Source organism: Streptomyces sp. NPDC030809 (assembly GCF_055572195.1).
The window spans coordinates 1-14512 of sequence record NZ_JBVIDV010000046.1; the positions used below are offsets into that span (position 1 = coordinate 1).

Annotated in this window: 10 protein-coding genes; 4 read left to right on the forward strand and 6 right to left on the reverse strand. The window is 76.3% G+C overall.

Annotation, left to right across the window (positions count from 1 at the left end):
* Positions 1–206: 206 nt before the first annotated feature.
* Both ACZ407_RS34740 and ACZ407_RS34745 read right to left on the reverse strand, forming a co-directional pair.
* A complete protein-coding gene (locus ACZ407_RS34740; protein WP_468135533.1) occupies positions 207–1403 on the reverse strand; it encodes a Cmx/CmrA family chloramphenicol efflux MFS transporter in 1197 nt (398 codons plus the stop codon).
* Positions 1404–1491: 88 nt separating this feature from the next.
* Entirely contained in the window at positions 1492–2265 is a 774-nt protein-coding gene (locus tag ACZ407_RS34745; protein ID WP_468135516.1) for an HD domain-containing protein, read from the reverse strand.
* 176 nt (positions 2266–2441) lie between these two features.
* Here ACZ407_RS34745 and ACZ407_RS34750 point away from each other — a divergent pair, with 176 nt between their 5' ends.
* Entirely contained in the window at positions 2442–3137 is a 696-nt protein-coding gene (locus tag ACZ407_RS34750) for a copper homeostasis protein CutC (RefSeq protein WP_468135518.1), read from the forward strand.
* A 247-nt stretch (positions 3138–3384) separates the two neighbouring features.
* Here the strand turns inward: ACZ407_RS34750 and ACZ407_RS34755 are convergent, their stop codons facing one another.
* Positions 3385–5529, reverse strand: a complete 2145-nt coding sequence (locus tag ACZ407_RS34755; protein WP_468135520.1) for a HelD family protein — start codon at positions 5527–5529, stop codon at positions 3385–3387.
* A 328-nt stretch (positions 5530–5857) separates the two neighbouring features.
* On the opposite strand from ACZ407_RS34755, the gene ACZ407_RS34760 reads away from it, so the two are divergent.
* Positions 5858–6052 (forward strand): hypothetical protein, encoded by a 195-nt coding sequence (locus ACZ407_RS34760; protein ID WP_468135522.1) that lies wholly within the window; start codon positions 5858–5860, stop codon positions 6050–6052.
* Positions 6053–6091: 39 nt separating this feature from the next.
* On the forward strand, positions 6092–7582 hold the full coding sequence (locus ACZ407_RS34765; protein WP_468135524.1) for a glycosyltransferase 87 family protein: 1491 nt from the start codon (positions 6092–6094) through the stop codon (positions 7580–7582).
* On the opposite strand, the gene ACZ407_RS34770 is transcribed toward ACZ407_RS34765, so the two are convergent.
* The 3 genes from ACZ407_RS34770 to ACZ407_RS34780 form a co-directional block, all read right to left on the reverse strand.
* Positions 7495–9183 (reverse strand): DNA repair helicase XPB, encoded by a 1689-nt coding sequence (locus ACZ407_RS34770; protein WP_468135525.1) that lies wholly within the window; start codon positions 9181–9183, stop codon positions 7495–7497. The two genes, ACZ407_RS34765 and ACZ407_RS34770, sit on opposite strands and share 88 nt — an antisense overlap.
* 117 nt (positions 9184–9300) lie before the next feature.
* On the reverse strand, positions 9301–9891 hold the full coding sequence (locus ACZ407_RS34775) for a DUF4291 domain-containing protein (RefSeq protein ID WP_468135527.1): 591 nt from the start codon (positions 9889–9891) through the stop codon (positions 9301–9303).
* 173 nt (positions 9892–10064) lie between these two features.
* Positions 10065–12911 carry a helicase-associated domain-containing protein gene (locus ACZ407_RS34780; RefSeq protein ID WP_468135529.1) on the reverse strand — a complete coding sequence of 949 codons (2847 nt, stop codon included), beginning with the start codon at positions 12909–12911 and terminating at the stop codon, positions 10065–10067.
* A 74-nt stretch (positions 12912–12985) separates the two neighbouring features.
* Between ACZ407_RS34780 and ACZ407_RS34785 the strand changes: the two genes are divergently transcribed.
* Entirely contained in the window at positions 12986–14119 is a 1134-nt protein-coding gene (locus ACZ407_RS34785; protein ID WP_468135531.1) for a hypothetical protein, read from the forward strand.
* Positions 14120–14512: the final 393 nt, after the last annotated feature.

The following is a 14512-nucleotide window of genomic DNA, read 5'->3' on the forward strand; positions in this document are numbered from 1 at the left end:
GGGGCGGGTAGGGGAAAGCCCCGCAGGGTCACAGCCCGGGCCCTTCGGGGGCTCCGCCCCCGCACCCCCGCGCCTCAATCGCCGGCGGGGCTTGGTTTGGGGGCTCTGCCCCCGGTCCCCCGCGCCTCAAACGCCGGCGAGGCTTGATTTCGCCCCGCAACGCCGGCGGGGCTGGAGTGGCGGCTCCGCCCCCACACCCCCGCGGGTCAGACGCCGGCGAGGCTGGACGGGGCAGGGGCAGGGCTGTCCGGCCGGGCCGGGGCGTGGGGGAGGCGCATGGAGACGAGGGTGAGGGCGAGGGCCGCGACGGTCATCGCCCCACCCGCCCAGGCCGTCGCAGCAAAGCCGTGCCCGAGATCGATGACCGTGCCACCCAGCCACGGCCCACCCGTGTTGCCGAGGTTGAAGGCCGCCGTGGTCGTGGCCCCCGCCAACGTCGGCGCGGCCCCCGCGACGTTGAACATCCGCGCATTGAGCGCCGGCGCCGTGAAGAACGCCGAGACGCCGAGCAGGAACGACAGCGCGACCGCCGCACCCGCGGACGGCGCGAGCAGGGCCAGGGCCGCCAGGAAGCCGGTCGAGGCTGTGATCCCGCCGAGCATCACCGCGAAGAGGCGCCCGTCGGCCACCCGCCCGCCGACCGTGGTGCCGATCAGCGCCCCGACCCCGAACAGGCCCAGCACCCACGGCACCCACCCCGAGCCCAGCCCGGCCACGTCCGTGAGCAGCGGTGCGAGGTAGCTGAAGGCGCAGAAGACCCCGCCCGCCGCGAGCGCGGTGATCGCGACCGACAGCCAGACCTGCCGGTCGCGGTAGATCCGCAGCTCCCTGGCGAGGGTCGGCCGCGCCGCAGGCAGCGGGATGTGCGGGATCCGCAGCAGGATGCCCGCGAGGGCGACCGCGGAGGCCGCCGCCACCGCCCAGAACGCGGAGCGCCAGCCCCAGTACTCGCCGAGGAAGGCCCCGGCCGGCACCCCGAGCACGTTCGCGATCGACAGTCCGCCGATCATCACGGCCATCGCCCGGGCCCGGGAGTCCTGCGGCACCATCGCGATCGCCACGGCCGCACCGACCGCCCAGAACCCGGCGCAGGCCAGCGCGCTCACCACCCGCGAGGCGAACAGGAGCTCGTACGACGGCGCCAGCGCGCCCGCGACCTGCCCGAGGCCGAAGAGGGTGATCAGCGAGATCAGGGTGGTGCGGCGGGGCAGCCGCAGGGTGGCCACGGCGAGCAGCGGGGCGCCGACCACCATGCCGATGGCGAAGGCCGATATGAGCAGGCCCGCCTGCGGGATGGTGACGTCCATGTCCGCGGCGATCGGCGGCAGCAGCCCGGAGAGCATGAACTCGCTCGTGCCGAGCGCGAAGACGGACAGGCCGAGGACGTAGACGGCCACGGGCATACGGGTGCGTTCGGTCGCTGCGGGCATGAAATGGATCAACCGTGCGGAACGCCCCCGCATTCCCCCGCGGCGGACGGGGGCGTACGCGTCAGAGGGTGGCCAGCTCCGCGGCCAGGTTGCGGCGGGCCACGGCCTCCCAGCGGTCCGTGCCGAACGGGGTGCGGAAGAGCCGCGGCAGGTCGAGCAGCTGGCGCAGCACCGCGGCCCGCCCCTCGCGGAAGGCCTCCTCGGGCACGAAGGCGTACTCCTCCCGGACGGCGGCGACGTACGCGGCGTAGGCGTCCGGGCCGCCCGCGAGCACGGCCAGGTCGGCGTCGCACAGCACCTCGCCGTTGGTGTCGCCGGGCGCCGGGTCGTGGGTCACGGTGAGCCGGACCAGGCGGGCCACCTCGGCCGTACGGTCCGCCGGGACGCCCAGCTCGGGGAGGGCCCGCTCGGCGAGGGCGGCGCTGCGCTCCTCGTTCTCGGACCGGTCCGGGCGGTAGACGGCGTCGTGGAACCAGGCGGCGAGGCGTACGGCGGCCGGGTCGGCGGCGTGGTGGGCGAGCAGGTCGATGTGGTCGAGGACCGCGATCAGGTGCTCGGTGGTGTGGTACCGGCGCTGCGGTTCGGCCCAGGCGGAGAGGAGGCGGGCGGCGACGGCGTCGGCGTGCGAGCCCGGGTCCGCGTCCGAGCCCGGGTCCGCGTCCGAGCCCGGGTCCGCGCCCGAGCCCCGGTCCGCGTCCGAGCCCGAGCCCCGGTCCGCGTCCGCGTCCGCGTCCGCGTCCGCGTCCGCGTCCGCGTCCGCGTCCGCGGAGTGCGCGCGGGCGGCCGTCACGGTCTCGTGCCAGCGGGCGAGGAGCTGCGCGGTGTCGGTAGCCATGGGGCCATTGTGCTTGCGGGTGAGGGCGTGCCGGTGTGGGAGGGGTGGCGGTGGCGTGAATGTGCTGGTGGAACGCGGGCGGGCGCCCGTACCCTGTAATTGGACTAGACCTATTCTTCATACCAGTCGGCTTTACGGCCTTCTGGTTTCCCGCCCTCCCGAAGGAATGAGGCCCCATGAGCAACCGTGCAGTCCTGGAGGTGATCGCCCTCAACGCCGAGGACGCGATCGCAGCCCAGGCCGGTGGAGCGGACCGTCTGGAACTGGTCACCGACATGGCGGCCGACGGACTCACCCCCTCCCGGGAGACCTTCGCGGCCGTCCGGGCCGCCGTGGACATCCCGCTGCGCGTCATGCTCCGGGCCGCCGACGGGTTCTCGGCGGGCACGCCCGAGGACCTGGACACGCTGGTCGAGGCGGCGCGCGGGCTGCGGGCGGAGGGGGCGGAGGAGTTCGTCCTCGGCTTCCTGAAGCCGGACGGCAGCCCGGACCTGGCGGCCGTCGAAACGCTCGCCGCGGAGCTGGCCGGCTGCCGGTGGACCTTCCACCGGGCGATCGACCGGTCCGCGGACCGCGACCAGCTGCGCAAGGCGCTGGACGGGCTGCCCGGCCTGGACACGTACCTCACCGCCGGGTCGGCGTCCGGGGTCGAGGACGGGCTGCCGGTGCTGTGCGCGGAGGCGGGGCGCCGGGGCGAGCCGGGGTACGAGCCGCAGATCCTCGTCGGGGGCGGGCTGCAGCTGGCGCACGTGCCGCGGTTGCTCGCGGCGGGGATCGATGCCTTCCACATCGGCGGGGCGGCGCGGCCGGACGGGTGGGACCGCCCGGTGGACGCGGCGGCGGTCGCGGAATGGCGCACGTCCCTGACCTGACGCGGAATGGCGCACGTCCCTGACCTGACCCCGGGGCTCCGCCCCGGCCCCCGTGCCTCGATCGCGCCCTGCCGCGAGCGAGGCCCCGGGGTCACGGCGGCGGGCCGTCCGCCCCCATTGGTCGGGGGGCGGCCGGCCCGCGCAGGCCAGGGCCGGAGGCAGGGGCAGGGGCAGGGGCGGGCGGGGGCAGGGGCAGGGGCGGCCGGCCCGCGTACCACCGGCTCGCGCCGCGGCAGCGGCCCGGTGGTCAGGCCAGGGCGGCCGGGAGGGGCGCGTGGTGGACCGCCGTCAGGCCGGAGACGGCTCGGGTGAGGCAGACGTACAGCCGCCGCAACCCCGTCCGCTCGTCCGGCTCGCCGTCCACGACCGCCGCCGGCTCGTCCAGGACCACGTAGTCGTACTCCAGGCCCTTCGCCAGCGAGGCCGGCACCAGCGTGAGCCGGCTCTCCGCGGTGGTCTCCTCGCCGGGCGCGAGGTACGGCAGGCCCGCCGCCGTGAGCGCCTCCGCCAGCCCGGGGACGCGCGCATCGGCGGCGATGAGCCCGATCGAGCCCTCGTGCCGCAGCGCGTCCCGGCAGGCGGCGAGCACGGCCGGGGTCAGTCCCTCCGCCTCCGGCACCGCCGCAACGGCCAGCGAGCCGGGGGTCTCACGTACGGAGGACACCGGCGCCAGCCCCGGCGAGATCGCGGGCAGCAGCCGCGAGGCGTACGCGATGACCTCGCGCGGCACGCGGAATCCCGCGGTCAGCTCCTCCAGCACCGCCTCCGGCTTGCCCAGGTGCCCGAGGGCCTCGGCCCAGCTGCGCGTGGCCCACGGGGTGGTGCCCTGCGCCAGGTCCCCGAGCACGGTCGCCGAACCGGTGGTGCAGCGGCGGCCGACGGCCCGGTACTGCATGGGCGAGAGGTCCTGCGCCTCGTCGACCACGACGTGCCCGAGGGAGGGGGTCCGTTCGACCAGGTCCGCGGCCTCGTCGATCAGCACCAGGTCGGCCGCCGACCACTTCGCCGACTTCACGCTGCGGAACGGCTTCTCCCACAGCAGCAGCTTCTGCTCCTCCCCGCTCAGCACCCCCTCCGCGTGCTCCGCCAGGAACTCCGCGTCCGACAGCAGCCGCAGCACCAGCTTCGCGGGGTCCACCACGGGCCAGATCGCCTTGACCGCGGCCTTCACGGCCGCGTTGCGGGCCACCGCGTCCTGCACCCGGTCGTCGGGCGCCTCGCCCGCCTGCTCCATGCGGACCAGCACCGCGTGCGCGATGCGCTGCGGAAGGGCCGCGAGGGCCGCCCCGTACCGCATGTCGCGGGACTGGAGCTCGGTGACGATCTCCTCCAGCTCGTACGCCGGGATCCGCCAGCGGCGCGAGCCCCGGACCACCATCAGGGCCTCGGTCGGCGGGGTGACGTGGGAGCGGACGGCCCGCCGGAGCACCTCCGCCATCCGGGCGTCGCCCTTGACCACGGCGGTCGCGGCCGGGTCGGTGCCGCGCAGCTCCACTCCGGGCCGGGCCACCAGGTCGTCGACCGTGGCCTGCTTGACCTCCAGCTCGCCCAGCGCGGGCAGCACCTGCTCGATGTAGTGCAGGAAGGAACGGTTCGGCCCGATCACCAGCGTGCCGGTACGGGCCAGCCGCTCGCGGTGCGCGTACAGCAGGTACGCGACCCGGTGCAGGCCGACGGCCGTCTTCCCGGTCCCGGGACCGCCCTGCACGCACACCGAGCCCGACAGCCCGGAACGGACGATCTCGTCCTGCTCCGGCTGGATCGTGGCCACGATGTCGCGCATCGGGCCCACGCGCGGGCGCTCGATCTCCTGCTGGAGCAGCTTGCTGACGGCCGCGGTCTCGGCAGGGTCGGACAGGTGCTCGTCCTCGTACGCGGTCAGCTCGCCGCCGGTGTAGCCGAAGCGGCGGCGCAGGCCCACGTCCTGCGGGTCCTGCTTGGAAGCGCGGTAGAACGGCTGGGAGACGGGCGCGCGCCAGTCGATGACCATCGGGTCGCCCTCGGCGTCGTGCACGTGCCGGCGGCCGATGTAGAACTGCTCGCCCTCGGCGCCCTCCGCCCGGTCGGCGCCCGGCGCGTGCAGGTAGTCGAGGCGGCCGAAGAACAGGGGGGTGTGCGCGAGGTCCGCGAGCGCCTTGATCCGGTCGTCGATCTGGGCCTGCAGGACGAGGGAGTTCACCCAGTTCGCGGTGACGTCGCGGATGTCGAGGGCCTCCACGTCCTCGCGCATGGCGCGGAGCGCGGCGCGCGAGGCCGCCAGGTGCGCCTGCTCGCGGGCGAGCGGGTCGGCGGCGCCGGCGGGGTCGGCGGGGCCGGGGGCTCCCGGGGCTCCGGGCGCCGCGTCGGCGGCTCCGGGGTCGTGGTGCAGGTCTTCGGGGGCGTGCGCGGGCACGGTGGGGCCTCCAGCTGGGGGATCAGTCCTCGGGTTCGGGTGTGGCAGGCGCCGACCGGTTTCCGTCCGGGCGGCGGCTCTCCCCAGCGGTGCGGCGGGAGGCGGGCAAGAGCGGAGATTGTAGTCAGCGGGGCCGATCGGGGCGAATGGATTAACGGGCCGGGTGGGGTGCGGCGGGGGCGCGGTGCGGGGGCGACCCCGAGGGCCGGGTGGGACTTTCGGCAGAGCCCGTAGGGGACCCCATGGGACTCCAGGAGGACTTGTGTGACCGCCAGCTTCCCTCCGCAGACCGATGCGCCGGACGGGGTGCAAAACGGACCATGGATCCATGAGCACCGCATCCTTCACCCCGGTCCAGGGCGGCCGCGTCAGCGGCGCCACCGCCACCTCCTCGCACCGCGCACACCGCAGCCGCCACGGCTTCGGCGGGGCGCTGCGCGCAGCCAAGGTCTTCGCAGGAGCCGCCGTCAGCGTGGTCCTCCTCGGGGAGTACGGCCAGGAAGCAGACATAGTCCGCCGCTGAACCGGCGGCGGACCCTGACGATCCACTAGGGTCACGCGCGTGACCCGCAGCCCCCTCCGCGCGCGTGCGCTTCTGTCCGCCGCGGGAGTGCTGTCGGCAGGACTGCTCCTCGTCCTGGCCGCGCTGTGGACCCTCGGCGTGCCGTACGGCGTACTGCCCGACGGCGCAGTGCCCGACGGCGGCACCGCGTACACCGGCTCCGGGTTCGCCTACGGGCCGGGCCCAGGACCGGGCTCCCGGCTCGGCACGGGGCTGGGCCCACGGCCGGGGTCGGAGTCCGGCCCCGGTTTCGGCAGCACCGGGCTCGACGGCGATGCGTACGGCGCGCTCGGCCTGGGCGCCTGCGAGGTCACGGCCACGGCCTCCAGGGGTCCCGCGTACGAGGGCCTGGGGTACGGCGGCTTGGCGTACGGCGGCTTGGCGTACGGCCTGCCGTACGACGCGGGGCCCGGTATGGGGGCCGCGGTGGGGGCCGGTGTGGCCGTCGGTGCGGGGGCCGACTGGCGGCTGGCGGGCGGCTGTCCGCCCTTCGCCGCGATCCTCTTCCTCCCGGCCAGCTGGTTGCCGACCGGGGCGCTGTCCGTCGTCTGCGCCGTGATCGCCGCCGCCCTGCCGGGGCTGCTCGTGCTGCTCGCGGCGAGACCGGCCCGGACCGTACCGCTGCTCCTCGCGGCCGGTGCCGGACTGTGGCTGGAGACGGCCGTGCCCACCCTGCTGCCCGGGCCGGTGAGCCTGGCCGTGGCCTGCCTGGTCCTGTGGGACCTGGGGCGGGCGGACGGTTCGGTCGGGAAGGGCTTCGCGCTCGGCATCGCCGCCGGGATCAAGCTGACCCCCGCGGTGTTCCTCGTGTACTGCCTGCTCACGGGGCGGATCCGAGCCGCGCTGACCGGACTGGCCGCCTTCGCCGGCACGGCCGCGCTGGGGCTGCTCGTATTGCCCGCCGCGAGCGCGGAGTTCTGGACCGGCCGGATCGAGGCCGCACTGCACGCGGTCCGTTCCGCGGTCGGGGGAAGGGGAGGGGTCGGGGGAGGGGGAGGGGGAGGAGGCTGGGGCTGGCCCGGGACCGGGGATGCGGGCGGGGAGCGGACGGCTGCCGCGCTGTCCTCCCCGTACCCGCTGCTCGTCCTCGCCCTGCTGGTCGCGGCCGCCTGGCGGCTGGGCCACGGGGACCCGACGGGTCTCCCGGTCCCGTCCCCACCGCCGGAGCCGGGCGGGGTGCCCGCCCAGCGCCGACGATCGGCGGACGCCCGGCCCGCTGACGCCCGGCCCGCGGGCCCCCGGCCCTCGGCCGGCCGGTCCTCGTCCGGCCAGCCGTGCGCCGGTCAGTCCTCGGCCGGCCGGTCCTCGTCCGGTCAGCCGTCCGCCGGTCAGTCCTCGTCGCGCCGGCCCTCGGCCGGTCAGCCCTCGCCCGGTCAGTCCTCAGCCGGTCAGTCCTCGACCGGTCAGTCCTCGGCCGGTTCGTCCTCGGTCGGGCGGTCGGCGTCGGGGCGGTCGGCGGACAGCAGTTCGTCGGCGTCCATGATCCGGTAGGCGTAGCCCTGTTCGGCCAGGAAGCGCTGCCGGTGGGCGGCGAAGTCCTGGTCGATGGTGTCGCGCGCGACCACCGAGTAGAAGCGGGCCTCGTGCCCGTCCGCCTTCGGGCGCAGCACCCGTCCGAGCCGCTGCGCCTCCTCCTGCCGGGACCCGAAGGTGCCCGAGACCTGGATGGCGACGGTCGCCTCCGGCAGGTCGATCGAGAAGTTCGCGACCTTGGACACGACGAGCACGTTGATCTCGCCCTCGCGGAAGGCGTCGAAGAGCTTCTCGCGCTGCGCGTTCGAGGTCTCGCCCTTGATGACCGGGGCGTCGAGGTGCGCGCCGAGCTCGTCGAGCTGGTCGATGTACTGCCCGATGACGAGGGTCTGCTCGCCCTTGTGCCTGCGCACCAGGGCCTCGGTGACCTTCCGCTTGGTCGCGGTCGTCGCGCAGAAGCGGTACTTCTCCTCGGTCTCGGCGGTGGCGTACGCGAGCCGCTCGCTCTCGGTCAGGTTGACCCGGACCTCCACGCAGTCGGCGGGCGCGATGTAGCCCTGCGCCTCGATCTCCTTCCACGGCGCGTCGAAGCGCTTCGGCCCGATCAGCGAGAACACGTCCGACTCGCGGCCGTCCTCGCGGACCAGGGTCGCGGTCAGGCCGAGCCGCCGCCGGGCCTGGAGGTCGGCGGTGAACTTGAAGACCGGCGCGGGCAGCAGGTGCACCTCGTCGTAGACGATCAGGCCCCAGTCGCGGGAGTCGAAGAGCTCCAGGTGCGGGTAGACGCCCTTCCGCTTGGTCGTCAGCACCTGGTAGGTGGCGATGGTGACCGGGCGGATCTCCTTCCGGGTCCCGCTGTACTCGCCGATCTCGTCCTCGGTGAGGGAGGTCCGCTTCACCAGCTCGTGCTTCCATTGGCGGGCGGAGACGGTGTTCGTGACGAGGATCAGCGTGGTGGCCTTGGCCTCCGCCATCGCACCGGCCCCGACCAGGGTCTTGCCGGCGCCGCAGGGCAGGACCACGACCCCGGACCCGCCGTGCCAGAAGCCGTCCACCGCCTGCCGCTGGTACGGGCGCAGCGTCCAGCCGTCCTCGGCGAGCTCGATCGGATGCGCCTCGCCGTCCACGTACCCGGCGAGGTCCTCGGCCGGCCAGCCCAGCTTGAGCAGGGTCTGCTTGATCTGGCCGCGCTCGGAGGGGTGCACGGCGACGGTGTCGGCGTCGATGCGCGCGCCCACGAGCGGGGTGATCCGCTTGGACCGCAGGATCTCCTCCAGCACCGGCCGGTCGGTGCTGGTGAGCACGAGCCCGTGGGTGGGGTGCTTGCTCAGCGTCAGCCGCCCGTACCGGGCCATCGTCTCGGCCACGTCCACGAGGAGGGCGTGCGGGACGGGGTACCGGGAGTACTCGACGAGTGCGTCGACGACCTGCTCGGCGTCGTGCCCGGCGGCCCGCGCGTTCCACAGCCCGAGCGGGGTCACCCGATAGGTGTGGATGTGCTCGGGCGCGCGCTCCAGCTCCGCGAAGGGGGCGATGGCGCGGCGGCAGGCATCGGCGAGTTCGTGGTCGACTTCGAGGAGCAGGGTCTTGTCGCTCTGGACGATGAGGGGCCCGTTCACGCTCATCCCTTCCGGCACGGGGCGGCCGTCCGGGTGCGCACGGCCAAACCTCCAGTCTGCCGCATCCGCCGCGGCGACGGGAGCGGACGCGGTCGGGTGGCCCGGGGGCGTGCCGGTTCAGGCGTCCGCGGCGGTGTACGGGCGTTCCGGCGGGAGGAGGGTGCGGGCGGCGGCGAGGTCGCCGTCGCGGACCAGGGCGTGGATCTCGTGGGCCAGCGGGGTGACGTCGCGGATGGAGACCGTCCACTCGTCCGCGTAGGCGCGGGAGAGGGAGCCGGACAGGCCCAGCTGGAGCGAGCGGTGCGGGAGGGGGCGCAGGTGCAGGTCGCGCTCCGGGTCCCACTGGATGCGGGCCTCGGTGGCGCGCAGTTCGCGCTGCCAGGCCTCCCGGTCGGCGTGGACCTCCGGCACGTAGTGGGAGAGGCAGGCGTCGCGGACGGCGCGGTCGAAGCCCTCGCGGCTGATCTCCACGGCGAGCACGGTCTCCTGGTCGGTCTTGGTGCCCCAGCCGCAGCGGTACATCATCCACAGGAACGAGGGCTTGATCCAGGTCATGCGGTCCCGCTTCCAGGCCGTGGGGAACCGGCCGTTCCGGGCCGCGGGCAGGCCGAGGCGCGGGTTGTACGCCTGGTAGACGGTGACGGTGGTCTCGGTGTGCACCGCGCGGATCTGGTGGCGCGGGGGGTCGTTGGTGACGTTCTCTGACATGCCGCCAGGGTGTAGCCCGCCGAGGCCCGTTGGCCACCGAATAACCGGCCGCGGGGGCGGACCGGTCCTCCGCCGGGACCGGCCCCCCGCCGGATCCGCTCCTCCGCCGGGCTCGGTCCCCGCCGGATCCGCTCGTCCGCCGGGCTCGGCCCTCCGCCGCAGCCGCTCCTCCGCTAGATCTGGTCCTCCGCGAGTTCGGCCACGCCGGTGATCCGGTGCAGGGCGTACGTGCGGACCTCGTCGGCGGTGTGGTCGTAGCCGGTGACGAAGCCGCCCTCCACGCGGACCGGGGCGATCACCCGCTGGCTGGCCGCCCCCTCCGCGTTCACGTAGCCGATCCACACCGCCGAGCCGGTCAGGGCCGCGGCCTGGACGGTGGCCAGGGTCTCGGCCGCGCTGGTGCGCGGGAGTTCGCCGGGGGCGAGCGGGACAGCGGTGGCCGCGGGCTCCTTGCGGACCGCGGTCGCCGCCACGTCCCCGGCGCGGATCGCGCGTACGGCCGCCCCGAGCAGGGTGGCGTCCGGGATCGGCGGGCCGTCGGGGACCGGGGCCGGGGCGGTACGGGGCGGGGTGCGGTGCGCGGCGGCCTTGGCGACCAGCACGTCCCCGGTCGCGGACTCGGCGGCCGGGGCGTAGCCGAGGGCGCGCAGCCCGTCGAGCAGCCCGGCCGGGTCGGCGGTGGACGCGAGCACGGTGGGCGCCAGCCGGCGCAGGCCGAGTCCGGCGGACCGCTTGTCGGCGAGGATCTCGCCGAGTACGGAGTCGTCGTCGCAGCGCACGTACGAGGAGGCCGCGCCGACCCGGAGGTGGCCGTGGCGGCGGGCCACGTCGTCGATGAGGTACGCGAGCGGCTGCGGGACCGGGGTACGGCTGTGCTCGGTGAGGAATTCCAGCAGGTCGGAGGCGGTACGGCCGGAGTCGAGGGCCCGCCGGACCGAGCCGGGGGTGAACCGGAAGACGGTCGCCCCGCCCTTGGACTCCACGTCCGCGAGCACGGCGAGGGTGTCGGCGAGGTGCCGCTCCAGCGGCCCGGGCGCGACGGCCGTCAGGTCGGCCTGGAGCAGTACGTGGTCCACGGGCTCGGGCAGCAGCGGCCCGAGCAGTGCCGCGGCGGCCGTGGCGGCCGCGCGGGCGTGGGCGCGGGCGTGGTCGTGCTCGCTGCCGTGGAAGCGGCCGTGTTCGCCGCCGGGGAGGCGGTCCCCCGTACCGGCGCCGGGAGCCTCGCCCGGGCCCGCGCCCGGGACTCCGCTCGTGTCCGGGCCCGCTGCTGCCCCCGGACCCGCGGCCGTGCCCGTACCCGTACCCGTGCCCGTACCCGTGCCCGTGGCCGCTCCCGTACCGGCGGCCGAACCCGCGGCCGGACCTCCGGCCGAACCCGCGGCCGGACCCCCGGCCGAACCCGCCCCCGGGGCCGGATCCAGCAGGGCGCGGCCGTGTGTGGACAGGGCCTCGCGGCCTGTGATGCCCAGGAGTTCGGCCTCGTCGAGGGTCCATTCGGCGAGGCGGGCGCGGAGGTCGCCGGTGGTGCGTACGGGGCGTTCCCAGGCCAGCCGGGCCAGCACGGCGGAGCGGTCGGGGGCGCCGCCGGGCGGGAGTTCGGACAGGAGGGTGAGCACCCGGTGGCGGACCTCCGGGGCCGGGGAGCGGTCCAGACCCGGTCCGAGGGCGGACAGGGTGCGGCCCTTCGCGTCCTGCTCGCCTGCGAGGCCGGGGGTGCGGGTGGCCGGGAGCCAGGCCGCCACGAGGGCCGCCCAGCGGTCCTGCGGCGGGAGCTCCAGCCAGTCGTCGTAGGCGGGGGTGGGCGCGTAGCGCTCGTCCGCCTCGCCGTCGCTCGCCAGCAGGCCCGCCGCGAAGCAGAGCTCGATCCAGAACGCCGCCACCGGCTCGGCCACGTCCAGCGCCGCCGCCGTTCGCTTCAGGTCGCGCACGCTCAGCCCGCCCGCGCGCAGGACGAGCGGGCCGCCGTGTTCCCAGGAGGCGAGCAGCTCGGCGGCGGTCGCGATCGCGGCCAGTGCTTCGGCGGCGGCGTTCGCGTCCACAAGCTGTGGACGGTGTTCGCGCGCCGCGGGCACGGGCGGGGCGACCGGCTCGGGAGCGCGGTGGGCGCGGCCGCCGCGCAGGTGCAGGGCCACCTCGCGGGGCAGCACCACGGTGCGCGCCGACACCGGCAGCAGCAGACCGCGGTCGCGCAGCCAGCGCACCGGCGGGGCGGGGTTCGCGGTGACCTCCCCGTACGGCGGGCCCCACACCAGCCGTCCCAGCAGCTGGTGCGCCTCGGCCGGGGCCTGGTCCAGCAGGGCCGACATCCGGTCCCGGTCGGTGAACAGCGCGGTCAGCGCGGCCACTGCCGACACGGGGTCGTGGGTGGCGGGCAGTCCCGCCGCGGCCACGATCTCCTGCACCCGGCCCGGGGACATCCCGGCCGTGGCCTCGGCGACGGTCGGCCCGAGGCCGGTGGGGGAGGGGCGGGAGGCGGTGGGGGCGAGCAGCTCGCGGGCGGTGCGTACGAGGCGCAGCCGTTCGTCGTCGCCCCAGATCAGGGCCTGGTCGCGCAGGGCGGCCACGGCGGCGGGGAGGGCGGCGAGGACGGCCGAGGCGGAGGTCCCGGCGGCACCTCCGGCACCGGCGGCATCGGCGGGATCAGTGGCACCGGGGGCGTCCGGGCCGTCGTCGCCCGTCATCAGGCCGGCGAGCACCCCGTACGGGCACGGGTCCGGGGCCACCGCCAGGGCCTCGGCGGTCTGCAGGGCGAACCGGTCCAGGCGTTCCAGGGCGCGGACCACCGAGGCGCGGGTGCCGGCCCGCGTGGCCAGCTGGGTGAGGTCGCCCGGCACCGGCGCCAGCAGGTCGGGGCGGGCCCGCAGCAGGGCGGCGAGCGAGGCGTCGTCGCGGGCGCGCAGGGCTTCGGCGAGGGAGCGCGGCGCACTCCCGGCGGCCGCGGGTGCGCCGGGCCCGCCGGGGGCGGGCCCGGCCGTGCTGGGGGAACTGCTTCCGTCGGACACGTTCGCCTCCTGGTCCATCCGGCCAACGTTAGCCCCTGTACGGCGGCGGCAGGCGCTACCTTCGGGGCAGCGGGCACGGGAGGAGCCGGGGCGTGGGGATCGAGAGCGACCAGCTGGTCTACGACTATCTGAGCCGGGTCGGCGACCTGGCGCAGCGTCAGCAGCTGCCGTCGGGCGACCGGATGCGGCTGGTGGCCGCGTTGCGCAACGAGATCGACCGGCAGCGCGCCAAGTACGAGCCCGAGACGACGGCTTCCGTGCGGCGGATCCTGGAACGGCTCGGCAGCCCGGAGGACCTGATCGCGGCGGCCGGGGCGGTGGCGGGGGGCGCGGGTGCGGGCTCGGCTGCGGGTGCCGGGGCTGCCGCGGGGCCCGCGTCGTCGGCGGCCGGGGCCGGCGGGCCGGGGCCGGGCGTGCCTTCGGTGCCGGTGCAGCGGGGGCCGCGGCGCTTCTTCAAGGGGGCGGGGGACGGGTCCGCGGTGCCCGCTGCGCCTTCCCCGGCCGCGCCGCCGGTCCCGTCGAGCACGGCGGCGCGGCCCCCGCACCTGGCGGGCGAGGACGAGATCGACTCCGGGCGGACCGAGCCGGACTGGTGGCGGGTGGAGCCTGCGGTGTTCGGGCCGGACGCGGGGGTGCCCGGGTTCGCGGGCGGGATCGAGATCCCCGAACTGCTGCGCAAGCCGGTGCCTCCGGAGGAGGAGGCGGAGGCGGAGGAGGACGCGGGTGCGTCCGGGGAGGTGGCCGCGGGCCCGGAGGATGCGGGCGTTGCGGCCCCGGCCGGGCGGGCGCGGACGGTCGTACGGGCCCTGCGCGAGCGGCGGCGGCTGCTGAAGGAGGCGCCGCCCGCGCCGCCCACGGCGCCCGCGGCGCCTGCGGCCCCGGCTCCGGCCCGGCCCCGGCCGCACGGGTTCCTGCTCCTGGCCGCGGCCGTGCTGGTGGGCGGGGCGGTCAGCGGTTCCTGGCTGGTGCTGGCGGCCGGGTGGGCGGCGGCCTACTGGTCGCGGGTGCTCGGGCCCACGGAGAAGAAGGCCGTGCTCTTCGGGGTGCCGGGGGTGGTGCTCGGCGGGGCGGTCGTCTGGTTGTGGGGGCGGGTGCACGGGCGGTGGGGGGCGGGGCTGGTCGAGGGGCGGGTGGGGGAGGCGTTCGGGGACATGTGGCCGGGGTTGGTGCGGGTGGCGGCGGTCGCCTGCGCCGTCTACTTGGCAGCCCGCTCCCGCCGCCCCTAACCCGCGGCTCGCCCCCGCCCGTACCTCCGTCCCGCCCCCGCCCGCTCCCGCCACCTGTCACCCTGCGCCTCGTCCCCCGCCCGCTCCCGCCGCCCGTGCCCCTGCGGCTCGCCCGCTGCCCGCTCCCGCCGCCCGTCACCCTGCAGGTCAGCGCCCCGCCCCCTCCGCTCCGACCCTGCGGGCGAGTCCGACCCTGCGGGGGCAAAATCAAGCCCCGCCGGCGTTTGAGGCGCGGGGGGCCGGGGGCGGAGCCCCCAAATCCAGCCTCGCCGGCGTTTGAGGCGCGGGGGCCCGGGGGCGGAGCCCCCACATCAAGCCCCGCCGGCGATTGAGGCGCGGGGTGCGGGGGCGGAGCCCCGGGGGGCTACAGCTTCTGGGCCGCCGCGATGCCGA

What these genes read in the sequence shown, in the direction of transcription:
- ACZ407_RS34750 (WP_468135518.1), top strand. Translation starts at nt 2,442, where the DNA reads ATGAGCAACCGTGCAGTCCTGGAGGTGATCGCCCTCAACGCCGAGGAC.
- ACZ407_RS34745 (WP_468135516.1), bottom strand. Translation starts at nt 2,265, where the DNA reads ATGGCTACCGACACCGCGCAGCTCCTCGCCCGCTGGCACGAGACCGTG.
- ACZ407_RS34780 (WP_468135529.1), bottom strand. Translation starts at nt 12,911, where the DNA reads ATGGACCAGGAGGCGAACGTGTCCGACGGAAGCAGTTCCCCCAGCACG.
- ACZ407_RS34760 (WP_468135522.1), top strand. Translation starts at nt 5,858, where the DNA reads ATGAGCACCGCATCCTTCACCCCGGTCCAGGGCGGCCGCGTCAGCGGC.
- ACZ407_RS34740 (WP_468135533.1), bottom strand. Translation starts at nt 1,403, where the DNA reads ATGCCCGTGGCCGTCTACGTCCTCGGCCTGTCCGTCTTCGCGCTCGGC.
- ACZ407_RS34775 (WP_468135527.1), bottom strand. Translation starts at nt 9,891, where the DNA reads ATGTCAGAGAACGTCACCAACGACCCCCCGCGCCACCAGATCCGCGCG.